This is a genomic window from Serratia sp. FGI94, assembly GCF_000330865.1.
GTDB lineage: Bacteria > Pseudomonadota > Gammaproteobacteria > Enterobacterales > Enterobacteriaceae > Serratia_B > Serratia_B rubidaea.
Genome location: NC_020064.1, coordinates 737,888 through 762,748 on the forward strand (window position 1 = coordinate 737,888; position 24,861 = coordinate 762,748).

Below are 24,861 nucleotides of genomic sequence, written 5' to 3' on the forward strand. Positions count from 1 at the left end.
TCGGACGGCTGCGCCGATGCGGTGTCAGAACCCAAGTATAACATGGTTTTTTATACAGTATTGCGTCCTATATCTCCACGCTGCCAAAAACGCATACAATTCAGGAGTTGACTCACTCTGATCCTCACCGGACAATCCCTCGCCCAGACGCTTGAGATAACACACAGAGGTTTGATGGAAGCCTATTTACAACATTTGATCGCGCAATCATTGGCTTTCACTCTGATGGTCATTTTTCTGGTGACCTTTCTGGAATCGCTGGCGCTGGTGGGGCTGTTGCTGCCGGGCACCGTGATGATGGCCAGCGTCGGTGCGCTGATCGGCAGCGGTCAGGTGGATCTGTATCTGGCCTGGGCGGCCGGCGGCATCGGCTGTTTCCTCGGCGACTGGATCTCATATTTTATCGGCCGGGCGTTTAAAGGGCCGTTGCACCGCTGGTCATTCCTGAAAAAGCATAAGGCGATGCTCGATCGCACCGAGCATGCGCTGCATCAGCACAGCATGTTTACCGTACTGCTGGGGCGCTTCGTCGGGCCGACGCGGCCGCTGGTGCCGATGGTGGCCGGCATGCTTGATTTACCGCCGTACAAGTTCGCGCTGCCGAATATTATCGGCTGTATCACCTGGCCGCCGGTCTATTTCTTTCCCGGCATTCTGGCGGGGGTGGCGATTGATATTCCGTCCTCACAGGGCAGCGCGCTGTTTAAATGGCTGCTGTTCGGGTCGATCGTCCTGCTGTGGCTGGCCGGCTGGCTCAGCTGGCGCTGGTGGCGGGAGAAGAAGCGCGGCAGCGACCGGCTGGGCCGCTGGCTGACGCCGCTGCGGCTGCGCGTTGCCTGCGTGCTCGGCTGGATGGCCGCCGTTGGCTGCGGTTACCTGATGAGCCAGCAGCCGCTGATGCCGGTATACCGTCATCTGCTGTGGCAGGTGCTGGCCGGGTGATCGGGAGGGGCGGCGCTGGCCGCCCCGCACGGTTACTGGAAAAATGCCTCCAGCTGTTCAAAGACCCGCAGATCCTCACTGTGGCGCTTCACCTGCAGCACATCTTCCAACTTTTCCACCTGGCTTATCATCTGCACCAGCCGCTGGTCATCGGCCACCAGCAGCCAGATGCGGCTCTGCTTGCCGTCTTTCAGCGGCATACACAAAATCCCTTCCACGTTAAACGCGCGGCGGGCGAACAGGCCGCAGACGTGCGACATCACGCCGGGGTGGTTGCGAACCGCCAGTTCGAGAATGACCTGTGATTTCTGTTGAGCGTGTAGCATGGCTTATTCTCCAATCATATCGATGTTGGCGGCGCCCGGCGGCACCATCGGGAATACTTTTTCGTTGGTATCGATCAGCGCGTGGATCAGGCAAGGGCCGGGACGCGCAATGGCCTCCGCCAGCGCGGCCTGCGGATCGGCGGCGGCGTTCAGATCGCAGGTGTCCAGCCCGAAACCGGCGGCGATGGTCAGGAAATCGGTACGCTGCGGATAGGCGGCGGCAAAGATACGCTGCTGATAAAACAGGGTCTGCTGCTGGTGCACCAGCCCCAGCGCCTGATTGTTCATCAGGATGATTTTGACGTCCAGATTATGCTCGGCCGCGGTGGCCATCTCCTGAATGTTCATCATCAGGCTGCCGTCACCGGAAAAACACAGCACCTTGCGCTGCGGCTCGGCCAGCGCCGCGCCGATCGCCGCCGGCAGGCCGAAACCCATGGTGCCGAGGCCGCCGGAGGTCTGCCACTGGCGCGGACGGCGCAGCGGGTAGGCCTGCGCCACCCACATTTGATGCTGGCCGACGTCGGTGGTGACGATGGCGTTTTCATCCACGCAGCGCGCGGCGGCCAGCACCAGGCCGTAATGGCTGAGCGGATCGTCGGCGTGCGGCATGCTGAACGGGAACTCGCGCTTGAGGTCGTTGACGGTGTTCAGCCAGGCGCTGCGCGGCTGGGCGTCGATCTGCGGCAGCAGCTGCTGCAGAACCTGTCCGACGTCGCCGTGGATCGCCACCTGCGGCTGCTTCACCTTGCCCAGTTCCGCCCGGTCGATATCCACGTGAATGATTTTGGCGTTCGGGCAGAACTGCTCGGTCTTGCCGATGGCGCGGTCGTCAAAGCGCGCGCCCAGCACCACCAGCAGGTCGGCTTCCTGCAGAATAAAGTTGGTGCTGCGTGCGGCGTGCATGCCCAGCATCCCCAGCGATAACGGATGGTCGACCGGCATGGCGCCCAGCGCCATCAGCGTCATGGTGGTTGGCAGGCTGGCGCGCTCGGCCAGCTGCAGCGCGGCGCGGTGCGCGTCGGCGCAGATGATGCCGCCGCCCAGATAGAGCACCGGCCGCTGGGCCTGATTGATCATCGCCGCCGCCTGGGCGACGTCGGCGGGGCTGAACGCCGGCGCGGCGTCCGGCTGCGCTATCGGCGGCAGCCGATCCAGCTCAATCTCGGCGGTTTGGATATCCTTCGGCACGTCGATCCATACCGGGCCGGGGCGGCCGGACTCGGCGATGCGGAACGCATCGTGGATCACCTGCGGCAGCTCGCTGATATCGCGCACCAGATGGTTGTGCTTGGTGATTGGGATCGACATGCCGTAGGTGTCTACTTCCTGAAAGGCGTCGGTGCCGATCATCGAGGAGGGCACCTGGCCGGTGATGCACACCAGCGGAATGGAGTCGAGCTTGGCGTCGGCGATGGCGGTGACCAGGTTGGTGGCGCCCGGGCCGCTGGAGGCGATGCATACCGCCGCCTTACCGGTAGCGCGCGCCATGCCCTGCGCCATAAAGCCGGCACCCTGCTCGTGACGCGCCAGCACGTGGCGGATGATGGTGCTCTGGCTCAGCGCGTCATACAGCGGCAGCGCGGCGCCGCCGGGAATGCCGGCGACGGTGGTGATGCCCTGACGCTCCAGCAGATGAACGATCAGCTGCGCGCCGGTAAAGCGTGTGCCTGCGTGAGGCGTGCCCGTAATTGCCATGTTCCTGTCCTTTCTCAAGGCCGGTGAGCTTTGGCGGGCAGGGCACTAAAACAAGAAACCCCGCCCGGTTTGCGCCGGCGGGGTTTGGGAATCGATGCGTTGATTCGGACCCTACGGCGCATTGCCGACGACCACCACCACACGCACGACGACCACCGCGGCTGGTAGCGCGGTAACTAGTAGGGTCGAAGTCAGCGAGGATGCGATCACAGGGAACCTTATCATCAGTAAAAAAATTCAGGATTTTATAAAAGCACAGGTGCGAAATTCGCACAACCGCTTTATTGCCGCAGCATAAAAAACGCGCGACAGATCACGCTTTTCCGCGAATACCCAGCACGCGGGCCTCGGGGGCGCTGCCGTCCAGCAGCGGCTGCGTCGGGCCGTCATAATAGATGCGGCCGTCCACCACCAGCAGCGTGCGCGGGGCGATGCGCGCGGCGTCGTCCAGATTGTGCGACACCATCAGCAGCGTCAGCGCGCGCTGCCGACACACCGTATCCAGCAGCTGCAGCATCTCGCCGCGCAGCGCCGGGTCGAGCGCCGAAAAAGGCTCGTCCAGCAGCAGAATCGGCCGCTGGCGGATCAGGCAGCGGGCCAGCGCTGCGCGCTGACGCTGGCCGCCGGACAGCTGCGACGGCAGGCGCGGCAGGTGTTCCGTCAGGCCAACCTGTTCGGCGATCTGCGCCAGCTGCTGTTTTTGCCGGGCGTTAAGTCTGAGGCCAGGATCCAGCCCCAGCCCGATGTTTTGCTCCACCGTCAGGTGGGCAAACAGATTGTTTTCCTGAAACAGCATCGACACCGGCCGCTGCGCCGGCGGCGTGCGGGTATGATCGGCGCCGTCAAGGCGCAGTCCGCCGCTGTCCGCGGCGAGAAAGCCGGCGATCAGGCTGAGCAGGGTGCTTTTCCCCGCGCCGCTCGGCCCGAGCACCGCCACGCGTTCGCCCGGACGGATGCGCAGGTCAAAGCGCATCGGCAGGTGTTCATACAGGTAGGTCAGTTGGTCAAGTTCTATCATCGCGGCCCGGTAAGCGTTCAATCAGGGTGAAAAGCAGGAAGCACAACAATAACAGTAACAGGGCGGTAACCGCGCCGTCATTGCTGCGATAAGCGCCGATCTGCTGGTACAGATAGAACGGCAGGGTGCGGAACTGTTCGTTGCCGAACAGCGCCACCACGCCGAAATCGCCGATTGACAGCACGCAGGAGAAGGCCAGCGCCTGCGCCAGCGGACGGCGCAGGGCGCGCAGTTCGATCCAGCGCAGCCGCCGCCAGCCCTGCATGCCCAGCGACAGGCACAGCGGGTTATAGCGTTCCGCCACGTCGCGCATCGGGTTCTCCAACACTTTCAGCGCATAGGGCACCGCCATCAGCGCATTGGTCAGGATCACCAGCGCATAGGGTGACTGCGGCAGCCCGACGGTGTCGTTGAGCAGCAGGAAGAAGCCGGTGGCCAGCACGATGCCGGGCATCGCCAGAATCAGCATGCCGCTCAGCTCCAGCGCCTGGCCACGGCGTGGCTGTTGGCGCAGCTTCAGCTCGCGGCTGCTCCACAGCAGCATCATGGTCAGCAGCAGGCACAGCAGGCCAGCGCCGACGGCGATACGCAGGGAGGTGAACAGCGCCTGCCACAGCGCCGGCTGCTGCAGAACGCTGGCGATCGCCTGATTGGTGCCGTCGACCACCACCGCCAACAGCGGCGGCAGCAGCAGCAGCAGGGCGGCGGCGATCAGCAGCGCGTCGGTCAGACGGCGGCGGCGGCTGTCCTCCGGGTTGCGCCAGCGCAGCGCCTGCGTTGCGCCCACCGGTAGCGCCTGACTGAGCCGCTGGCTGAGCATCACCAGCCCCAGGCAGCAGACCAGCTGAATCAGCGCCAGCAGCGCGGCGTGGCTGAGATCGTAGTCATAGCTCAGCGCCTGATAGATGGCCAGCTCGATGGTGGTGGCCTGCGGCCCGCCGCCCAGCGAGAGTACGGTGGCGAAGCTGGCGAAGCAGAGCATAAAGATCAGCGCGCCGGCCGGCAGGAGCTGGCGGCGCAGCGCCGGCCATTCGACAAAGCGGAACTGTTGCCAGCCATTCATGCCCAGCTGTGCGGCAAGCTGGCGCTGCTCGACCGGTACGTTTTCCAATGCCTGTAGCAGCAGGCGGGTCGCCAGCGGCAGGTTGAAGAACATATGCGCCAGCAGGATCCCCTGCAGGCCGTAAGGTGAGAACTGGTAGTCGACCCCCAGCCAGGCGCACAGCGCCGCCAGCCAGCCCTGCCGGCCGTAGACGCTGAGCAGGCCGAACACCGCCACCAGCACCGGCAGCACCAGCGTCATGGCGCACAGCCGCAGCAGCAGCGCGCGGCCGGGAAAGCGCCGGCGGTACAGCGCCCGCGCCAGCAGGATGGCGGGCAGCACCGAGATCAGCGCCGACAGCAGCGCCTGCCAGAAGGTGAAGCGCACCACGTGCCACAGGTAGTCGTCCTGCCACAGCGACAGGGCGTCGCTGTGCGGCGCGTGGCGCAGCAGCGAACCGAAGGCCAGCGCGGCCACCAGCAGAATCAGGCCGGCGGCCAGCAGGCCGGGCCACAGCCAGTGGGGGATTAACGGCTGACGGCGCTTTGCCATGAACGGATCCAGTTGCCTCGCTGTTGTGCCACTTCATCCGCACCGTACTGCAGCGCGGTCTGCGGCACCGGCAGCTGCGCAAAGCCGGCCGGCAGGGGGGTCTTGATGACCGGATACATCCAGTTGCCGGTCGGAATGGCGTTCTGGAACGCCGGCGTCAGCATAAACTGCATAAAACGCTCCGCCAGCTGCGGATGGCGGCTGGCCTGCAATTTGGCGGCGACTTCCACCTGCAGGTAGTGCCCTTCGCTGAAGTTGGCGGCGGCGTAGGCGTCTTTTTTCTCTTCAATCAGATGGTAGGCCGGTGAGGTGGTGTAACTCAGCACCAGATCGCCTTCCCCTTTCAGGAACAGGCCGTAGGCTTCGCTCCAGCCTTTGGTGACGGTGACGGTCTTCTTCGCCAGCTTCTGCCAGGCCTGCGGCGCGGCGTCGCCGTAGATTTTCTGCATCCACAGCAGCAGGCCGAGGCCCGGGGTGCTGGTGCGCGGATCCTGGTAAATCACTTTCCACGGTTGGTCGCTTTCCACCAGCTCCTTCAGACTCTTCGGCGGGTTTTTCAGCGTGTTTTTGTTGTACACGAAGGCGAAGTAGCCGTAGTCGTAAGGGATAAAGGTGTTGTCTTGCCAGCCGCCGGGCACGCTCAGCGCGGTGGTATCCACCGCGCTGGCGGCGAACAGTTTGGTCTGGCGCGCCGCCTGCAGCAGGTTGTTATCCAGCCCCAGCACCACGTCCGCCTTGCTGTTTTTCCCTTCCATCCGCAGACGGTTGAGCAGCGAGACGCCGTCTTCCAGCGCCACAAACTTCAGCTCGCAGCCGCAGTCGGCTTCAAAGGCTTTTTTGATCGTCGGGCCGGGACCCCAGTCGGCGGCGAAGGAGTCATAGGTGTAAACCGTCAGCGTTTCTTTCGCCAGCGCCGGCGCGGCGGCCAGCAGCAACAGGCAAGGCAGGAATTTCTTGATCACTTTGCACTCCTGATTGTTAGGGCAGCAAAGGCATCTGAGGGGCTCCAGGGGAGCCGGGGGGCTGCACTCAAATCCCTCCGCCGGTATTAGCCGGTTCAGGTTCGACGGGTCTGCTCTCAGCGAAAACCATGTTCCGCACCCCGTTGAGACGGCGCTATTGTAAAGAGTTAGCGCCGCTGGTGAAAGATGCTTATGTCTCCGGCGGCGCGAACCAGGCGGATTTGAAGTCGAACCAGCCCAGCGTATTCATCCGTACGCCGCGCATGCTGCGCTGGCCGTGCAGTTGCAGCCAGTGGTGGAACAGCGGATGCAACTGATGCTGGCTGACCAGACGGCGGCAGAATTCCGCCAGCGGCAGACGGTTATCGCGCCACAGTGCGGCGTCCTGCGCCAGATCCTCACTCATACAGTGTTGCAGCAGCGGCAGCTCATACAGGGTGGCGAACAGCGAGAATTCCAGCGGCAGCGTAAAATTGGCGCTGCCGAGCCACAGATCGCTCTGCGCTTCTCCCCGGTGCCAGACGTCGTAATCGACGACATTGACCGTCAGAGCCACGCCGTGCTGCGCCAGCAGCGGTTCCAACGCCTCGCGGATGGCGTGAAACTCCGAGTGTTCGCCGTAGTAGGCCAGCGTCAGCTGTTGCAGCGCGGCGGGCTTGGGGCGCTGGCTCAGTTCGCGGTTGTGGTGCCAGCGCGGCAAAATGCCGTAGGCCGGCGACCAGTAACGCTGGCTGACCGGCCCGGAATGGTTCAGCAGGGCGATAGGGTTGAGTAGTTCGCACAGCCAGCTGCGGATGTCCGGATCGTCGCCGATGGGGGAGCGGCGGTCAAACAGCAGAAAGTAGCAGCCGGCTTCCAGCCGGCTTTCCAGCTCGTTTTTGCCGGTATCGTCGGCCTGCAGCTGCACGCCGGAGTACATCAGCTCTTCGGTGATGTCCGGCAGCACCCAGATATTGACCTCGTCGATCAGCGCGCGATAGCCGAAGTAGTCGTCAAACGCCTGGATTTTCAGCTGGCTCTGCTGGTTGCGCACCACGCTGTACGGCCCGGTGCCGATCGGGTGCCGGGCGAAGTCCGGCAGGCTACGCCATTCCTGCGGCAGAATCATGGCCGGCACGCTGCCAAGCAGCCACGGCAGCCAGTAGTCGGGACTGTGCAGATGCACGTCAATGACATGGGGCGTTGGCGAGTCGATGCGTGCGATATGGGCGAACAGCGGCTGCGACGTCAGGCGCGTCAGACTCTGGATGACGTCCTCCATCTCCAACTCGCGCCCGTGGTGAAAGTGGATTGCGGGGCGTAGATAAAAGCGCCAGTGCAGCGGCGTCAGCGCCTGCCAGTGGTGCGAAAGATCAGATTCCAGTTCCCCGTTTTCCTCATTTATCCGCGTCAGGCCGCTGTAAATCTGCCGGGCCAGATGGGTTTCCGAGCGACGCAGCGCCGAGCCGGGCAGCAGGTTGAACAGCGGGCGGTAGTAGAGCACGCGTAGAATGTGCTTTCCCTGACGGAAGCTGCGCCCCAGCTGGGACAGCAGCATCTGCCGCACCACTTTTTTATCGCCGACCAGCTGCACTAACTGGTCGATGCGATCCTGCTCCAGCAGCGTCTCCGCCCGCTGTTGCTGCAGCGCCAGACCGGTGTAGTGAAACTCCAGCCGCGAACGCTTGCCGCGCCCGGCCTCAGCCTGCCAGGTCAGCCAGCCCTGCTGCTGCATGGCCCCCAGCAGCGAGCGCACGTGGCGGCGCGAACAGCTGAGCGCGTCGGCCAGGTCTTGCAGCGTGGTGTCGCGGGTTTTGCCCTGGCAGTGCTGCCATAGGCGGATAAACTGCTGTTGCAGACGTGGCGTAGACATAAAAGGGGAACTCTCCGGCAGTAAGCTGACAATTTATCTTTCCCTATATTACGTCGATAATCTCCCCAGATGAAAGAGAGGAGGGCGAACTTATGAACGTTTTGCTGTCGAAACAGTTTTATCAGCGCTATTTCGCCGCCGTTCGCCGCCAGCAGGCCGACTGGCTGACCCGACTGGTGCCGGAGCAGGTCAGGCTGGAGATGTTGTCCCATGTCACCCAGTGGGATATGCCGACGTTGAGCGACGAAGCCTACCGCAAGCGCCTCTGACCTTATCCCGCTATCCGTGGGTTTTCAGGCCTTGCCTGAAAATTCGGGGAGACCAAGTGTTTCTGAGTAATGGTGCTTTTCACCAGCCAGTGGGGCGACCCACTGGCATTTTTATTTGCGCCGGGTGATTGCCGTGCTCAGACGGTAATTTTACTATTCGTGGGTTTCTTCTACGCTGATTTTTTACTGCGCCGTTTTCGCCTTGTTCCTGGATGCCGCTATGAATAACCGTTGGTCACTACGCCGCTTTAACCCCGTTTTCGCCGCGTTCCTCGCCGTCGCCTTTCTGGCCGGCATCGCCGGGGCGCTGCAGACGCCGACGCTCAGCCTGTTTCTGACCTCGGAGGTCAAAGTGCGGCCGCTGTGGGTCGGGCTGTTTTATACCGTCAATGCGGTAGCCGGCATCGTGGTGAGCTTTATGCTGGCCAAACGCTCGGACACTCGCGGCGACAGGCGCAAACTGATTTTAGGCTGCTGCCTGATGGCGGTGGGCAACTGCCTGCTGTTCGCCTTTAACCGCGACTACCTGACGCTGATCACCGCCGGCGTGCTGATGGCGGCGCTGGCCAATACCGCGATGCCGCAGATTTTTGCCCTGGCGCGGGAATATGCCGACAGCAGCGGCCGCGAAGTGGTGATGTTCAGCTCGGTGATGCGCGCGCAGCTGTCGCTGGCCTGGGTGATCGGCCCGCCGCTGTCGTTTATGCTGGCGCTGAATTATGGTTTTACCACCATGTTCCTGATCGCCGCGGGGATCTTCGTCGTCAGCGCGCTGCTGGTGGGGTTCTGCCTGCCTTCGGTGCCGCGCGAGGCGCAGACCGGCAGCCTGAACGTGACGCCGATCGCGCCGCCCAGCGCCTGGCGCAACCGTGACGTGCGCCGGCTGTTTATCGCCTCGACGCTGATGTGGACCTGCAACACCATGTATATCATCGATATGCCGCTGTATATCACCCGCGATCTCGGGCTGCCGGAGCGGCTGGCCGGCATTTTGATGGGCATCGCCGCCGGGCTGGAGATCCCGGCCATGCTGCTGGCGGGCTATGTGGTCAAGCGCTTCGGCAAGCGCCGGATGATGCTGTTTGCCGTTGCGGCGGGGCTGCTGTTCTATCTCGGACTGACGCAGTTCAGCATGAAACCGGCGCTGATTGGCCTGCAGCTGTTCAACGCGATCTTTATCGGTATTATTGCCGGCATCGGCATGCTCTATTTTCAGGACCTGATGCCGGGACGTCCCGGTGCGGCGACCACCATGTTCACCAACAGTATCTCCACCGGCGTGATTCTGGCCGGGGTGCTGCAGGGAGCGCTGGTGGAGAACCTGGGGCACTACGCGGTGTACTGGCTGGCGACGGCGCTGGCGGCGCTCTCCTGGGGGTTGTGCGCCCGCGTGCGGGAGGTTTAACCGCTACTTTCGTTAACATTGATGTAAATCATTGAGAACATTACCCCGTAGCCGCAAGCTAAACGGACACAAGGCGTCGGTGCCTTAGAATGAACGCCGCGCCTTTCCGTTGAATTTCGTGGGTATGTTATGGATAAACTAACGCCGCTCAAGCCTGTTCCCTCCCTGATTGCCGTTGTCGTCACGCTGCTTATCTGGTTTGTCATTCCGGTGCCTGAAGGCGTCGAGCCCAATGCCTGGCAGCTGCTGGCGCTGTTTATTGGCACCATTATCGCCATTATCGGCAAGGCGATGCCGATTGGCGCGGTATCGGTGGTTGCCATCGCGCTGGTGGCGGTTACCGGCGTCACTAACCCCGGTAAGCCGGGCGCGGCGCTCGGCGATGCGTTGAGCGGTTTTTCCAACCCGCTGATCTGGCTGATCGGCTTTTCTATCATGATCTCCCTCAGCCTGAATAAAACCGGGCTGGGCGGGCGTATCGGCTATTACTTTATCTCGCTGTTCGGTAAAAAAACGCTGGGCATCGCCTATGCGCTGACGCTGGCGGAAACCACGCTGGCGCCGGTGACGCCGAGCAATACCGCGCGCGGCGGCGGGATTATCCACCCGATCATGAAGTCTATCGCCGACAGCTTCGGCTCTAGCCCCGGGTTGAATACCAGCGGCAAGATCGGCCGCTATCTGGCGCTGGTTAACTACAACATCAACCCGATCACCTCGGCGATGTTTATCACCGCCACGGCGCCAAACCCGCTGGTGGTCAGCCTGATCGCCAAAGGCACGCACGACAGCGTGGAACTGAGCTGGGGCATGTGGGCGCTGGCAGCGCTGGTGCCGGGCCTCTGCTCGCTGATCGTGATGCCGCTGGTGGTGTATTTCCTCTATCCGCCGGAAATTAAAAGCACCCCGGATGCGCCGGACTTTGCCAAACGGCAGCTGCAGGCGCTGGGGCCGGTGACGCTGCCGGAGAAGATTACGCTGGCGGTGTTTGCGCTGCTGCTGGTGCTGTGGGCCGGTATTCCGGCGATGATTTTCGGCCCGGCGCTGGCGGTGAACCCAACCACCGCCGCCCTGATCGGTCTGGCGATTTTGCTGGCCAGCGGCGTGCTGAGCTGGGACGACATCCTGCGGCAGAAGGGTGCCTGGGATACCGTGGTCTGGTTCTCCGCATTGGTGATGATGGCGACCTACCTGGGCAAGCTGGGGCTGATCAACTGGCTGTCGCAGACGGTTGGCGCCGGTATTGCCCATATGGGGATGAGCTGGGTGGGCGGCACGCTGCTGTTGACGCTGGTTTATCTCTACTCCCACTACTTTTTCGCCAGCACTACGGCGCACGTGACCGCTATGTTTGCCGCTTTCTTCGCCGCTGGGGTGGCGCTGGGCGCGCCGCCGGCGCTGCTCGGGTTGATCCTGGCGTTCTCTTCTTCGCTAATGATGTCGCTGACCCATTACGCTACCGGCACCGCGCCGATTATTTTCGGCTCCGGCTACAGTACGCTGGGCGAGTGGTGGAAAACCGGCCTGGTGATGAGCGTGGTCAACCTGCTGATTTGGCTGACGCTTGGCGCGGCCTGGTGGAAGTGGCTGGGATATTGGTAACCGCGGCGGGAACGGGGTGATAATGCAGGGGCGGAATATCCGCCCCTGTTGTTTTTCAGCGTCACCGTATCAGTTCAGAAACGCCGGCTGGTTGGCTTCATAGCGGGCGATGTCCGCGTCGTGCTGCAGCGTCAGACCGATGCTGTCCAGACCGTTGATCATGCAGTGACGGCGGAAGCTGTCGATTTCAAACGGGTAGCTGTGGCCGCCGGCGTTGACCGTCTGCTGCTCCAGATCGACGGTAAACTCAATGCCTTCGTTGGCTTCCACCAGTTTGAACAGCGTATCCACGTCCTGTTCGCTCAGCGTGACCGGCAGCAGCTGGTTGTTGAACGAGTTGCCGTAGAAGATATCGGCGAAGCTCGGCGCAATCACCACTTTGAAACCGTAGTCGGTCAGCGCCCACGGCGCATGCTCGCGGGAGGAGCCGCAGCCGAAGTTTTCCCGCGCCAGCAGGATGCTGGCGCCCTGATAGCGCGCTTTGTTCAGCACGAAGTCCGGGTTGGGCTGCTGGCCGGCATCGTCCAGGAAGCGCCAGTCGTTAAACAGGTGCTGGCCGAAGCCGGTGCGCGTTACCTTCTGCAGAAACTGTTTCGGGATAATGGCGTCGGTATCGACGTTGGCCGCATCCAAAGGCACCACTAAGCCGGTATGTTGAGTAAATTTAGCCATGGCGATGCTCCTTAGTGCAGTTCACGAATATCGGCGAAGTGGCCGCTGACGGCGGCGGCGGCGGCCATGGCCGGGCTGACCAGATGGGTGCGTCCGCCGCGTCCCTGACGCCCTTCAAAGTTGCGGTTGCTGGTGGAGGCGCAGCGCTCACCCGGGTTCAGACGGTCGTTGTTCATCGCCAGACACATGGAGCAGCCGGGCAGACGCCATTCAAAACCGGCTTCGATAAAGATTTTGTCCAGCCCTTCGGCCTCCGCCTGCGCTTTAACCGGGCCGGAGCCAGGCACCACAATGGCCTGGACGCCGCTGGCGACTTTACGCCCCTTGGCGATGGCCGCCGCAGCGCGCAGATCCTCAATGCGCGAGTTGGTGCATGAGCCGATAAACACCTTGTCGATCGCCACCTCGGTCAGCTTGATACCCGGCTGCAGATCCATATAGGCCAGCGCTTTTTCCGCGGAGGCGCGCTCGACCGGATCGCTGAACGACTCCGGCGCCGGGATGATCTGATTAACGGCGATCACCTGGCCAGGGTTGGTGCCCCAGGTCACCTGCGGCGCGATATCTTCGGCGCGCAGCGTCACTACGCTGTCGAACTGCGCGTCGTCATCCGACTTCAGCGTGCGCCAGTAGGCGACCGCCTGTTCCCAGTTATCGCCGGTCGGCGCGAACTGGCGGCCCTTCAGGTAGGCGAAGGTGGTGTCGTCCGGCGCGACCAGCCCGGCCTTGGCGCCCATCTCAATCGCCATGTTGCACAGCGTCATGCGGCCTTCCATGCTCAGCGCTTCGATGGCCTTGCCGCAGAACTCGACCACGTGGCCGGTGCCGCCGGCGCTGCCGGTCTTGCCGATCACCGCCAGCACGATGTCTTTGGCGGTGATGCCCGGCGCCGCTTCGCCGGTGACTTCAATCTTCATGGTCTTGGCGCGCCCCTGCTTCAGGGTCTGGGTCGCCAGCACATGCTCCACTTCGGAGGTGCCGATGCCGAACGCCAGCGAGCCGAAGGCGCCGTGGGTGGCGGTGTGGGAATCGCCGCAGACGATGGTCATTCCCGGCAGCGTCATGCCCTGCTCAGGGCCGATAACGTGCACGATGCCCTGGAACGGGTGGTTCAGGTCGTACAGCGAGACGCCGAACTCCGCACAGTTCTTGATCAGTTCCTGCATCTGAATGCGCGCCATCTCGCCGCTGGCGTTAATGTCTTTGGTCTGCGTCGAGACGTTGTGATCCATGGTGGCGAAGGTCTTGCCCGGCTGGCGCACCTTGCGGCCCATGGCGCGCAGGCCGTCGAAGGCCTGCGGCGACGTGACTTCGTGCACCAGGTGGCGGTCGATATACAGCAGCGGCGTTTCGTTCGGCGCTTCGTACACCACGTGGGCATCGTACAATTTCTGATATAACGTCTTGGCCATGTTATGCCCCCTGTGCCACAAAGCGGGCAATGATGTCGCCCATGTCATCGGTGCTGATCGCCTGGCCGTCGCCGGCCAGATCGGCGGTGCGGTAACCCTGTTCCAGCGCCTGGTTGATTGCGCGTTCAATCGCATCGGCGGCCTCGCCGGCCTCCAGGCTGTAACGCAGCAGCAGGGTGAGTGACAGGATTTGGGCGACCGGGTTGGCGATGCCTTTACCTGCGATATCCGGCGCGGAGCCGCCTGCCGGCTCGTACAGGCCGAAGCCCGCTTCGTTCAGGCTGGCGGAAGGCAGCATGCCCATCGAGCCGGTGATCATCGCGCACTCGTCCGACAGAATATCGCCGAACAGGTTGGAGCACAGCAGCACGTCGAACTGCGCTGGATCTTTGATCAGCTGCATGGTGGCGTTGTCGATATACATGTGCGACAGCGCTACGTCTGGGTAATCCTTGGCGACCTCGTTCACCACGTCGCGCCACAGGATCGAGCTTTGCAGCACGTTGGCCTTATCGATGGAGGTGACCTTGTTACGGCGTTTGCGCGCCGACTCAAAGGCGATGCGTGCGATGCGTTCGATCTCGAAGCGGTGGTACACCTCGGTATCGTAGGCGCGTTCCTGCATGCCCTGGCCTTCGCGCCCCTTCGGCTGGCCGAAGTAGATGCCGCCGGTCAGTTCGCGTACGCACAGAATGTCGAAGCCGGCGGCGGCGATATCGGCGCGCAGCGGGCAGAAATTCTCCAACCCTTGATACAGGCGGGCCGGACGCAGGTTGCTGAACAGTTTGAAGTGTTTACGCAGCGGCAGCAGCGCGCCGCGCTCCGGCTGTTCCGCCGGTGGCAGATGTTCCCACTTGGGGCCGCCCACCGAGCCGAACAAAATAGCGTCTGCCTGCTCGCAGCCGCTCAGCGTCGCCGCCGGCAGCGGGCTGCCGTGGCGGTCGATGGCGATGCCGCCGACGTCGTATTCGCTGGTTGTGATGCGGATATCAAAGCGTTGGCGCACGGCTTCCAGTACTTTCTTCGCCTGGGCCATTACTTCGGGGCCGATTCCGTCTCCGGGTAAGACGGCAATATGGTAACTCTTCGTCATGTTCACACCGTTTCCTGATTATTTTGATGTTTGTTTTGCTGCAGACGCTGTTTTTCTTTTTCTACCTGTTGGGAGCGCCAAATATTGTTTAATGCGTGGATCATTGCCTTGGCTGACGATTCGACAATATCCGTCGCCAGACCGACGCCGTGGAAGCGGCGGCCATTGTAGGACACCACGATATCCACCTGGCCCAGCGCGTCGCGGCCCTGGCCTTTGGCCGTCAGCTGATATTTCACCAGTTCGATCGGGAAGTCGGTAATGCGGTTGATGGCCTGATAGACCGCATCAACCGGACCGTTGCCGGTGGCCGCTTCTGCCTTCTCTTCATCGCCGCAGATCAGCTTGACCGAGGCGGTGGCCATAATGCTGCTGCCGGATTGCACGCTGAAGTAGCCCAGGTTGAAATGTTCCGGCTCTTCCTGCTGCTTATTGATAAACGCCAGCGCCTCCAGATCGTAGTCGAACACCTGACCTTTCTTGTCCGCCAGCTTCAGGAAAGCGGCGTACAGGTCGTCCAGGTTGTAGTCCTGATCCTTGTAACCCATCTCTTCCATACGGTGTTTCACCGCGGCGCGGCCGGAGCGTGAGGTCAGGTTCAGCTGAACGTCTTTCAGACCGATGGTCTGCGGCGACATGATTTCGTAGTTTTCGCGGTTTTTCAGCACGCCGTCCTGATGAATGCCGGAGGAGTGTGCGAAGGCGTTGGAGCCGACGATCGCCTTGTTGCCGGGAATCGGCATATTGCACAGCTGGCTGACCAGCTGGCTGGTGCGGTAGATTTCCTGGTGGTTGATATTGGTGTGCACGTTCATGATGTCCTGGCGCACTTTAATCGCCATGATCACCTCTTCCAGCGAGGTGTTGCCCGCGCGCTCACCGATGCCGTTGATCGTGCCTTCCACCTGGCGGGCGCCGGCCTGCACTGCCGCGATGGAGTTGCCGACCGCCATACCCAAATCGTCATGGCAGTGTACGGAGATGATCGCCTTGTCGATGTTCGGCACCCGGTCGTACAGCGTGCTGATGATGCCGCCGAACTGGTTCGGCGTGGTGTAGCCGACGGTATCGGGAATGTTGATGGTGGTGGCGCCGGCGTTGATGGCAGCTTCAACCACGCGGCACAGGTTATCAATCGGCGTGCGTCCGGCGTCTTCACAGGAGAATTCGACGTCGTCGGTATAGTTGCGTGCGCGCTTCACCGAGCGTACGGCCATCTCCAGCACTTCATCAAACGAACGCTTTAACTTTGACTCGATGTGCAGCGTCGAGGTGGCCAGGAAAACGTGAATACGGAACGCTTCGGCGACGCGCAGCGCCTCGGCGGCGACGTCGATATCGTTGTCGACGCAGCGCGCCAGGCCGCAGACGCGACTGTTTTTGATTTGACGCGCAATAGTTTGCACCGACTCAAAATCACCCGGTGAAGAAACCGGGAAGCCAACTTCCATGACGTCGACGCCCATTCTTTCCAGCGCCATTGCGATTTGAATCTTTTCCTTTACGCTCAGGCTGGCCTGCAGCGCCTGTTCGCCGTCGCGTAATGTGGTATCGAAGATAATGACTTGTTGGCTCATCGCTTGGTTCCTTATCGTGTTTTTCACGCTAAGCGGGCAAAAAAAAACCCGCGCAGTAGCGCGGGTTTATTATAGCTGAGTGGCTGAATCAGGACCGATCGCCGCCCACTGGCATACCGCGCAAAGAAGATGCGTTTAGTAGTAGGCCTAGTAGACGAGTAATACGGATCATGTGATTCCACTTCTCTCAATGTTTGCGTTGTCTAATTTGATACGTTATCGCCAAGGCGATGTCAACATCTGATTTTAAAACCCGGGATATAATGAAACCAGCAGCGGCATCACGCTCTTCGTCAGCAGATAATGTTGAAAAAAACGCACTTGTCAGTTTAAAAAAGTATTGGAGTTGGGATGCTGTTAGCATAAATGAATCGTGTCGTGAGATATGGCGTTGATTCTGCGTGAGGCTAGGGTAAAGTTAACCAATTAAGGCGCTTGGTACATGCTGAAAGAATGATATATTCACGGTGTTGATTTTTAATTTTATTAAATTGAATGGTGTAATGACTTGGCGCACTAGAGTTATTAAGTGTGAAATGAAACTGTCCTAAAAATCACAGCTTTTAATACTGTGTGATTGTCCGTTGTCTATTTTTATGTTCTGATTTATCTGGTGTGGGTGTTTTTTTGAACACCGCCTCGGCTTATTACTATTGAAGATGTGTTCAATGGTGTAATGGGTCGGTGAATTTGTTGGCATACATTTTAGTGCCGTATTTATATTGGATGATTCTTGGCTTTTATCTCTTGCAGGATAATTTACCAAGAGGGCTAACTTTACCGATCGGGAAAACGGAGTGATATTTCTGACATCGTTTCTTAATGGTGCGTCGGTGAAGTTATCTACATAGGACTTAGTGGAGTTGGATATGTCTGGATATGATTTGGGAAATGTCTTGGGGAAGGAAGGCGGCGATATTCATCTGCGCAGCGTCGATCTTAATCTGCTCACCGTGTTTGATGCCGTGATGCAAATGCAAAATATTACGCGCGCGGCAAATGTGCTTGGCATGTCGCAGCCTGCGGTAAGCAATGCCGTTGCACGGTTGAAAGTAATGTTTAACGATGAGCTGTTCGTGCGCTTTGGCCGCGGCATCCAGCCGACGATGCGCGCCAGACAGCTGTTCGGGCCGATTCGTCAGGCGCTGCAGCTGGTGCAGAACGAACTGCCGGGGGCCGGGTTTGACGCCTTGACCAGCGAGCGGATTTTCCCCATCTCCATTTGTAGCCCGTTAGATTTACGCCTGACGGCGAAAGTCATCAACAGCGTGAAGGAAATGGCGCCCCACGTTCGCCTGCAAATAAAATCTTATCTCAACAATAACATTGAGCATCAGCTGCGTTATCAGGAGATGGAGTTTGTTATTGGTTATACGCATTTTGAACACAGCGAATTTAAGCGCCACGCATTATTTGACGATGAGCTGGTGGTGGTCGCTGCGCAAGCGCACCCACGGATAATCAACGGCGTTACGCGTGAACAGCTGATGCAGGAGCAGCACGCGGTGGTTTCTCTGGAGCGGTTCTGTTCTTTCAGTCGGCCGCATTATATCGAAGACGCTATGCAGCGTATCGTTTCACAGCAGTGCACAGATTTATATAGCGTGATGAATCTGGTTTCCCGTACCGATATGCTGGCAATTGTTCCTCGTTGGTTTGCCCAGCAATATGCGTCGAGCCTGCAGCTGAAATTATTGGCCCTGCCGCTGGATAAAAAACAGGTTACCTGTTATCTCTCCTGGCATGAATCCGCCGAACGTGATAAAGGGCATCAGTGGATGAAGTCGGTGCTAAGCGAATCAGAAGCGCTGCATTAAGACACGGATAATTAACCCGAGGGATCGCCCTCGGGTTAATTTTTATCTCGGTGGTTGTAGGGCGATGTATTAAGTAATCGGGTGTTTTTTATTTAGAATATTCCTGTTTTTTTTCGTGATGATTCATTTTAACTCTTTCAAATATAAAAACCAAAAATCAATCAAGTTCTGGAGTTTTGTTCTGATAAAGGATGGCGTGCCGCGCCTTTTATCATGCCATTCACGAAACGGCCGTCAGCGGACGGGCCTCCGCTTCCCTGCTTTGCGTCACACTCAGCAGACCTCCCATGTGTTTAAGCTCACAGATCGACGCTGAAATTTCTTCCCCCTCGCTCAGAGAGCCGGTAGACTGCGCGGAAAAAAGTAAACACGTGTAAGCTGAAATTTTGTGGGTACCGATGTCCCGTTGCAGCTAACCGATTGACCCGTTTTAGGCTTAAGGCTCTATGACCAGAAATCTGCAGCATTACCATCTGATTCAGCGCATCCAACAGCAGCGCAGCCAGCGCGCCGATTGCATTGCCTTCCGTCAATGGACGCCGGTGGGCGAAACCCGTCTGACCTGGCGGCAGGTCGGCGTGCATATGGATAGTATTGCCAGCGCCCTGTTGGCGTTAGGCGTTGAAGTGCAAGAGCGCGTGGCAATTTTTGCCAATAACAGCATGGCCTGGTCATTAACCGATCTGGCTATTTTGCAGCTGCGTGCGGTCAGCGTACCGCTGTATGCCACGCATACCGCCGCACAGGCGGCGTTTGTGCTGAATGACGCCGATATCCGCATTCTGTTTGTCGGCGATCAGACACAAATGGATGCCGCCATTGCGTTGCGCGGCGTTTGTCCGCAGTTGGCGAAGATCATCGTCTTTAACGAGGCGGTGGATCTGCACGGGTGCGAAATCGCCTGCTACCTGAACCAGCTGGAGCGTGATGCGGATGTCAAACGTTATCAGGCGCAGCTGGATGAGCGCATCAATGGCTGTGAACTGCAGGATCTGTTCACGCTGATTTATACCTCGGGCACGACCGGCGAACCAAAAGGCGTGATGCTGGACTACCGTAATATGGCGGCTCAGCTGTGCCAGCATGATGATCGTCTGACGGTGGGGGAAGAGGATGTTTCACTCAGCTTCCTGCCGCTGTCGCACGTGTTTGAGCGCGCCTGGAGCTTTTTTATCATGCATTCCGGCGCGCAGAATGTTTTTCTGCCGAATACCGACTGGGTGCGTGAGGCGATGACGGCGGTGCGGCCGACCGTGATGTGCGCCGTACCGCGTTTTTATGAAAAGATCTTCAGCGCAGTGCATGAGAAAGTCGCTCGCGCGCCGTGGTGGCGTCGGCTTCTGTTCCGCTGGGCGATTGGCTGCGGCGAGCGCAAGTTCTTGCAAGAGCGCGCCGGCACGCCTTGTGGCCGGCTGTCCGCCCTGACGCACCGCTGGGCCGATAAGCTGGTGCTCAGCAAGCTGCGCGGTCTGCTGGGAGGGCGGGTGCGCTTTCTGCCGGCCGCCGGGGCCAAGCTGGACGATAACGTGATTCTGTTCTTCCAGGCCTTGGGCGTAAACATCAAATACGGCTACGGCATGACGGAAACCTGCGCCACCGTTTCTTGCTGGGAAGAGCACGACTTCCGCTTCGGGTCTATCGGCAAACCGCTGCCTGACGTAGAAGTGCGTATCGCGGAAGAGAACGAGATTCAGGTGCGCGGCCCGGTTGTCATGCGCGGCTACTTTAATAAACCGCTGGAAACCGCACAGACGTTTACCGCCGATGGCTGGCTGAAGACCGGCGACGCCGGCGCGGTTGACGAGCAGGGCAACCTGTTTATCACCGAGCGGCTGAAGGATCTGATGAAGACCTCTGGCGGTAAATATATTGCGCCGCAGATGCTGGAAGGCACGCTGGCGCAGGATCGTTTTATCGAGCAGGTGGCGGTGATTGCCGATGCGCGCAAGTTCGTGTCCGCGCTGATTGTGCCGTGTTTTGAATCGCTGGAAGAGTACGCCAAATCGCTCAACCTCAAATATCACGATCGCCTGGAACTGCTGCGCCATAGCCAGATTATCGAGATGTTTGAGGCACGACTGCGCGAGATGCAAAAAGAGCTGGCCCGTTTCGAGCAGGTAAAGAAATTTACCCTGCTGCCGGCGGCGTTCTCGATGGAGTTAGGAGAGCTGACGCCGACGCTGAAGCTGCGGCGTAAGGTGATCTCCCAGCGTTATCAGCATGAAATTGAGGCTATGTATCAGTAAATCTTCTGGTCGACGGTGGTTGCATCGCCGTCGCTGCTGAAAAAAGCGGCATACAGTCAGCCTGATTTAGTTCTGTAATTCCCGCCATTCATGAAACAATGCCTAGCCACATCCGCCGTTGACTAGTGCATTGTTTTAACCCTCCGCCAAATGCCAGATCGAGAGCCATTTTGGCCGTTTCTCGCCGCCGCATTGTCGTTTGCCTGCCTCATATACTGACGTTATGTTAAGGGATTCTATACCCGCCATTTTCCGGCATGAGCGCCGGTTGGCCGCTTTATATTCATGACCTATTCTGCGCGGCGATGGGTAAGCGGGAAACGCATTACGTCGGTTATCACCCGATGAGCAGGCGCCACGTTCCGGCGCCAGACAAGTATAAGTAAGCCTGGAGGCAAACCCATGGAGATGTTGTCAGGAGCCGAAATGGTCGTGCGATCGCTGATCGACCAGGGCGTTAAACATGTATTCGGTTATCCGGGCGGGGCGGTGCTTGATATTTACGACGCCCTGCACACGGTGGGCGGAATCGACCACGTACTGGTGCGCCACGAGCAGGGGGCGGTGCATATGGCCGACGGCTACGCGCGCGCCACCGGCGAGGTCGGCGTGGTGCTGGTCACCTCCGGCCCGGGGGCGACCAATGCGATTACCGGTATCGCCACCGCCTATATGGACTCCATTCCGATGGTGGTGCTTTCCGGCCAGGTGCCTAGCTCGCTGATTGGCTACGACGCCTTCCAGGAGTGCGATATGGTGGGGATCTCACGCCCGGTGGTGAAACACAGCTTCCTGGTCAAACGCACCGAAGATATTCCCGGCGTCTTGAAAAAGGCGTTTTATCTGGCTGCCAGCGGCCGTCCCGGCCCGGTGGTCATTGACCTGCCGAAAGATATCGTCGGCCCGGCGGTGCGTATGCCTTACGCCTATCCGCAGGAAGTCAGCCTGCGCTCTTACAACCCGACGGTGCAGGGGCATCGCGGCCAGATCAAACGCGCCCTGCATACCCTGATGGCGGCGAAAAAACCGGTGATGTATGTCGGCGGCGGCGCGATCAATGCCGAGTGCCATACGGAGGTGGTGACGCTGGCGGAGCGTCTTAATTTGCCGGTCACCTGTACGTTGATGGGGCTGGGCGCCTTCCCGGGCACGCACCGCCAGAGCGTCGGCATGCTGGGGATGCACGGCACCTATGAGGCTAACAAGACCATGCACCACGCCGATGTGATTTTTGCCGTCGGCGTGCGCTTTGACGATCGCACCACCAACAACCTGGCGAAATACTGCCCGGATGCCACCGTACTGCATATTGATATCGACCCGACCTCCATCTCTAAAACCGTGGATGCGGATATTCCGATTGTCGGCGATGCGAAGCAGGTGCTGGCGCAGATGCTGGAGCTGCTGGCGCAGAGCGACAGGCCGCAGGACTTTGACGCGCTGCGCGACTGGTGGCAGTCGATTGAGCAGTGGCGCGCGCGCGACTGTCTGGGGTATGACAAGAACGGCGACACCATCAAACCGCAGGCGGTGATCGAAACGCTGCATCGCCTGACCAAAGGCGACGCCTATGTAACGTCTGACGTCGGCCAGCACCAGATGTTCGCCGCGCTGTATTATCCGTTCGACAAGCCGCGTCGCTGGATCAACTCCGGCGGCCTGGGCACGATGGGCTTCGGCCTGCCGGCGGCGCTGGGGGTGAAGCTGGCGCTGCCGGAGGAAACCGTGGTGTGCGTAACCGGCGACGGCAGTATCCAGATGAATATTCAGGAGCTGTCCACCGCGCTGCAGTACAACCTGCCGGTGGTGGTGGTGAACCTGAACAACCGTTACCTCGGCATGGTGAAGCAGTGGCAGGATATGATCTATTCCGGCCGCCATTCGCAGTCCTATATGGAGTCGCTGCCCGACTTCGTTGCGCTGGCCGAGGCCTATGGACATGTCGGCATCGCCATCCGCACCCCGGATGAGCTGGAAAGTAAGCTGGCGCAGGCGCTGGCGGAGAAGCAACGACTGGTGTTTGTCGATGTGACCGTCGATGAAACCGAACATGTGTACCCCATGCAGATCCGCGGAGGCGGCATGGACGAAATGTGGCTGAGCAAAACGGAGAGGACCTGATCATGCGCCGTATTTTATCTGTATTGTTGGAGAACGAATCCGGCGCCCTGTCGCGCGTGGTCGGGCTGTTTTCCCAGCGCGGCTACAACATTGAAAGCCTGACGGTGGCGCCGACCGACGATCCGACGCTGTCGCGCATGACCATCCAGACCGTCGGCGACGAGAAGGTGCTGGAGCAGATTGAGAAACAGCTGCATAAGCTGGTGGATGTGCTGCGCGTCAGCGAACTGGCGCAGGGTGCGCACGTCGAGCGGGAAATCATGCTGGTCAAGCTGCAGGCCAGCGGCTACGGCCGTGAAGAGGTGAAGCGCTGCGCCGATATTTTTCGCGGGCAGATTGTTGACGTGACCGCGACGCTGTACACCGTGCAGTTGGCGGGGACTAGCGACAAACTGGACGCTTTCCTCGGGACGGTGCGCGAGGTGGCGGAAATCGTTGAGGTGGCGCGCTCCGGGGTGGTCGGCGTCTCGCGCGGCGATAAAATCATGCGCTGAGAGGACGGGAGCGGGGGCATCGGCGCCCCGCTTCAGGTTATCCGGTGGTAAAAGTTGCCCGTTTACCGGCGCCTGGCGGCAAAATCGGTTGCCCGGTAGAGGTTTCTGCTGTTAGATCGTGAAGCCGGATTGAATCATCGCATGGCTGCGATATTTGCTGAGGGCAGCCTTCACTCTCTATTTTCAGCATCAGTAAGGGGTTAACGTGAAACTGGATGAAATCGCGCGTCTCGCAGGCGTTTCGCGCACTACGGCCAGTTACGTCATCAACGGCAAGGCGAAGCAGTATCGCGTCAGCGATAAAACCGTCGAAAAAGTGATGGCCGTGGTCAGGGAGCATAATTATCATCCGAACGCCGTGGCGGCAGGGCTGCGCGCCGGTCGGACACGTTCCATCGGTTTGGTGATCCCCGATTTGGAAAACACCAGTTACACGCGTATTGCCAACTATCTGGAGCGTCAGGCGCGTCAGCGCGGCTACCAGTTGCTGATTGCCTGCTCAGAGGATCAGCCGGACAACGAAATGCGCTGCATTGAGCACCTGCTGCAGCGTCAGGTCGATGCGATTATCGTCTCGACCGCGCTGCCGCCGGAGCATCCCTTCTATCAGCGCTGGGCGAACGGCTCGCTGCCGATCATTGCGCTGGACCGCGCGCTGGATCGCGAACACTTCATCAGCGTTGTCGGCGCCGATCAGGAAGACGCTTTTACCCTGGCGCAGGAACTGCGTACCTTCCCGGCAGAGTCGGTGCTGTATCTGGGCGCGCTGCCGGAACTGTCGGTCAGCTTCCTGCGTGAGCAGGGCTTCCGTCAGGCTTGGCAGGACGATGAGCGCCAGGTGGATTACCTGTATGCCAACAGTTATGAGCGCGAAGCCGCAGGTGCGTTGTTCGCTAACTGGCTGCAAACTCACCCGATGCCGCAGGCGCTGTTCACCACCTCGTTTTCGTTGCTGCAGGGCGTAATGGACGTCATCCTCAAGCAACAGGGGCGTCTGCCGACCGATTTGGCGATCGCCACGTTTGGCGACCATGAGCTGCTGGATTTCCTGGAGTGTCCGGTGCTGGCGGTGGCGCAGCGTCACCGCGACGTGGCGGAGCGGGTGCTGGAACTGGTGCTGGCTAGCCTGGATGAGCCGCGTAAGCCGAAGCCGGGCCTGACGCGCATTCGTCGTAATCTGTTCCGTCGCGGTAGCCTGAGCAGAAAGTAACCGCCAAGGCAGGGGAGCGGCGTGCCGTTCCCTTGTCGTCAGGCGCATCTTCCCCAATCCTTTAGTAAATACCATACAAAACAGTGGGTTGTGAATTTCGTGCGTTTTTCTAATTGAAATGCCAAAAACGATAGGAATAAACATGTAAGAAAATGCTGTGGTGTTGCAAGGTTTTTTTTGGGAATAATCTTAGCAATATGATTTAAATCGCAATTAGCCCGCCTGATATTCGTCAAAACATTTATTTTATTTTCCCCTCTCGGCATTCGCCGTTTAATTGCAGTAAAATAATGCCCCCGCGTTCGGATTGTGGCCGCCTGAGATAATTAACAGCAGGCGTTAACGACAGCGCCTGCGGGGAGGCGCCGTGCCGCAGGCCTGCGCCGCCGCGGGTTTGGGCAGGGGGCCGCGGGAAGAAATAATCAGTGAAAAATGAGACTTCGATTACAGAAGAAAGTATTGAGCTAATTAATCGCCAATTTGTCAGATTGTTAACCGCCTACTTTCCTTTCAAAAAATTCTCCTCGTTTATCATGGTGTTAATTTTTTAT

Annotated in this window: 20 protein-coding genes and 1 riboswitch; of the genes, 9 read left to right on the plus strand and 11 right to left on the minus strand. The window is 59.8% G+C overall.

The features are described 5' to 3' along the window. Positions 1-174 precede the first annotated feature (174 nt). Complete coding sequence (locus D781_RS03275; RefSeq protein WP_015670889.1) at positions 175-942, plus strand: DedA family protein; 768 nt, start codon at positions 175-177, stop codon at positions 940-942. A gap of 32 nt (positions 943-974) precedes the next feature. On the opposite strand, the gene ilvN (D781_RS03280) is transcribed toward D781_RS03275, so the two are convergent. The 7 genes from ilvN (D781_RS03280) to sgrR all read right to left on the minus strand — a co-directional run bounded on the left by ilvN (D781_RS03280) (position 975) and on the right by sgrR (position 8,392). Next, entirely contained in the window at positions 975-1,268 is a 294-nt protein-coding gene (gene ilvN / locus D781_RS03280; RefSeq protein ID WP_015670890.1) for an acetolactate synthase small subunit, read from the minus strand. Between the two features lie 3 nt (positions 1,269-1,271). Beyond that, complete coding sequence (gene ilvB, locus D781_RS03285; RefSeq protein ID WP_015670891.1) at positions 1,272-2,966, minus strand: acetolactate synthase large subunit; 1,695 nt, start codon at positions 2,964-2,966, stop codon at positions 1,272-1,274. Positions 2,967-3,077: 111 nt separating this feature from the next. Beyond that, positions 3,078-3,176: an ilvB operon leader peptide IvbL gene (ivbL, locus tag D781_RS23350; RefSeq protein WP_099785722.1), complete on the minus strand. Its 99-nt coding sequence runs from the start codon at positions 3,174-3,176 to the stop codon at positions 3,078-3,080. 103 nt (positions 3,177-3,279) lie between these two features. Continuing rightward, positions 3,280-3,984: a thiamine ABC transporter ATP-binding protein ThiQ gene (gene thiQ, locus D781_RS03290; RefSeq protein WP_015670892.1), complete on the minus strand. Its 705-nt coding sequence runs from the start codon at positions 3,982-3,984 to the stop codon at positions 3,280-3,282. Next, positions 3,971-5,578, minus strand: a complete 1,608-nt coding sequence (gene thiP, locus D781_RS03295; protein ID WP_015670893.1) for a thiamine/thiamine pyrophosphate ABC transporter permease ThiP — start codon at positions 5,576-5,578, stop codon at positions 3,971-3,973. The genes thiQ and thiP overlap by 14 nt, the downstream gene beginning before the upstream one ends. Beyond that, positions 5,554-6,540: a thiamine ABC transporter substrate binding subunit gene (gene thiB, locus D781_RS03300; protein WP_015670894.1), complete on the minus strand. Its 987-nt coding sequence runs from the start codon at positions 6,538-6,540 to the stop codon at positions 5,554-5,556. The genes thiP and thiB overlap by 25 nt, the downstream gene beginning before the upstream one ends. Positions 6,541-6,594: 54 nt before the next feature. Further along, positions 6,595-6,693, minus strand: a riboswitch (TPP riboswitch). A gap of 37 nt (positions 6,694-6,730) precedes the next feature. Then, the gene (gene sgrR, locus D781_RS03305; RefSeq protein WP_015670895.1) at positions 6,731-8,392 is read right to left on the minus strand and encodes an HTH-type transcriptional regulator SgrR; all 1,662 of its coding nucleotides are present in this window, start codon (positions 8,390-8,392) and stop codon (positions 6,731-6,733) included. A 92-nt stretch (positions 8,393-8,484) separates the two neighbouring features. Here sgrR and sgrT point away from each other — a divergent pair, with 92 nt between their 5' ends. From sgrT to D781_RS03315, 3 genes are all read left to right on the plus strand, one after another. Next, on the plus strand, positions 8,485-8,661 hold the full coding sequence (gene sgrT, locus D781_RS22480; RefSeq protein WP_015670896.1) for a glucose uptake inhibitor SgrT: 177 nt from the start codon (positions 8,485-8,487) through the stop codon (positions 8,659-8,661). 220 nt (positions 8,662-8,881) lie between these two features. Beyond that, a complete protein-coding gene (locus tag D781_RS03310) occupies positions 8,882-10,066 on the plus strand; it encodes an MFS transporter (protein WP_015670897.1) in 1,185 nt (394 codons plus the stop codon). A gap of 129 nt (positions 10,067-10,195) precedes the next feature. Further along, positions 10,196-11,668, plus strand: a complete 1,473-nt coding sequence (locus tag D781_RS03315) for a DASS family sodium-coupled anion symporter (RefSeq protein ID WP_015670898.1) — start codon at positions 10,196-10,198, stop codon at positions 11,666-11,668. 69 nt (positions 11,669-11,737) lie between these two features. Here the strand turns inward: D781_RS03315 and leuD are convergent, their stop codons facing one another. The 4 genes from leuD to leuA are packed head-to-tail and all read right to left on the minus strand — an operon-like array spanning position 11,738 to position 16,422. After that, the gene (leuD, locus tag D781_RS03320; RefSeq protein ID WP_015670899.1) at positions 11,738-12,340 is read right to left on the minus strand and encodes a 3-isopropylmalate dehydratase small subunit; all 603 of its coding nucleotides are present in this window, start codon (positions 12,338-12,340) and stop codon (positions 11,738-11,740) included. Positions 12,341-12,351: 11 nt separating this feature from the next. After that, positions 12,352-13,752 carry a 3-isopropylmalate dehydratase large subunit gene (gene leuC / locus D781_RS03325; protein WP_015670900.1) on the minus strand — a complete coding sequence of 467 codons (1,401 nt, stop codon included), beginning with the start codon at positions 13,750-13,752 and terminating at the stop codon, positions 12,352-12,354. 1 nt (position 13,753) lies between these two features. After that, on the minus strand, positions 13,754-14,845 hold the full coding sequence (gene leuB / locus D781_RS03330; RefSeq protein WP_015670901.1) for a 3-isopropylmalate dehydrogenase: 1,092 nt from the start codon (positions 14,843-14,845) through the stop codon (positions 13,754-13,756). Positions 14,846-14,847: 2 nt separating this feature from the next. Continuing rightward, positions 14,848-16,422: a 2-isopropylmalate synthase gene (leuA, locus tag D781_RS03335; protein ID WP_015670902.1), complete on the minus strand. Its 1,575-nt coding sequence runs from the start codon at positions 16,420-16,422 to the stop codon at positions 14,848-14,850. Positions 16,423-17,291: 869 nt separating this feature from the next. Here leuA and leuO point away from each other — a divergent pair. The 5 genes from leuO to cra all read left to right on the plus strand — a co-directional run bounded on the left by leuO (position 17,292) and on the right by cra (position 24,310). Further along, positions 17,292-18,239 (plus strand): transcriptional regulator LeuO, encoded by a 948-nt coding sequence (leuO, locus tag D781_RS03340; RefSeq protein WP_015670903.1) that lies wholly within the window; start codon positions 17,292-17,294, stop codon positions 18,237-18,239. 446 nt (positions 18,240-18,685) lie between these two features. Continuing rightward, positions 18,686-20,485 carry a long-chain fatty acid--CoA ligase gene (locus tag D781_RS03345; RefSeq protein ID WP_015670904.1) on the plus strand — a complete coding sequence of 600 codons (1,800 nt, stop codon included), beginning with the start codon at positions 18,686-18,688 and terminating at the stop codon, positions 20,483-20,485. 402 nt (positions 20,486-20,887) lie between these two features. Beyond that, positions 20,888-22,606, plus strand: a complete 1,719-nt coding sequence (ilvI, locus tag D781_RS03350) for an acetolactate synthase 3 large subunit (RefSeq protein ID WP_015670905.1) — start codon at positions 20,888-20,890, stop codon at positions 22,604-22,606. 2 nt (positions 22,607-22,608) lie between these two features. Beyond that, a complete protein-coding gene (ilvN, locus tag D781_RS03355; RefSeq protein WP_015670906.1) occupies positions 22,609-23,100 on the plus strand; it encodes an acetolactate synthase small subunit in 492 nt (163 codons plus the stop codon). A 205-nt stretch (positions 23,101-23,305) separates the two neighbouring features. Next, positions 23,306-24,310 carry a catabolite repressor/activator gene (gene cra, locus D781_RS03360; protein WP_015670907.1) on the plus strand — a complete coding sequence of 335 codons (1,005 nt, stop codon included), beginning with the start codon at positions 23,306-23,308 and terminating at the stop codon, positions 24,308-24,310. Positions 24,311-24,861 lie beyond the last annotated feature (551 nt).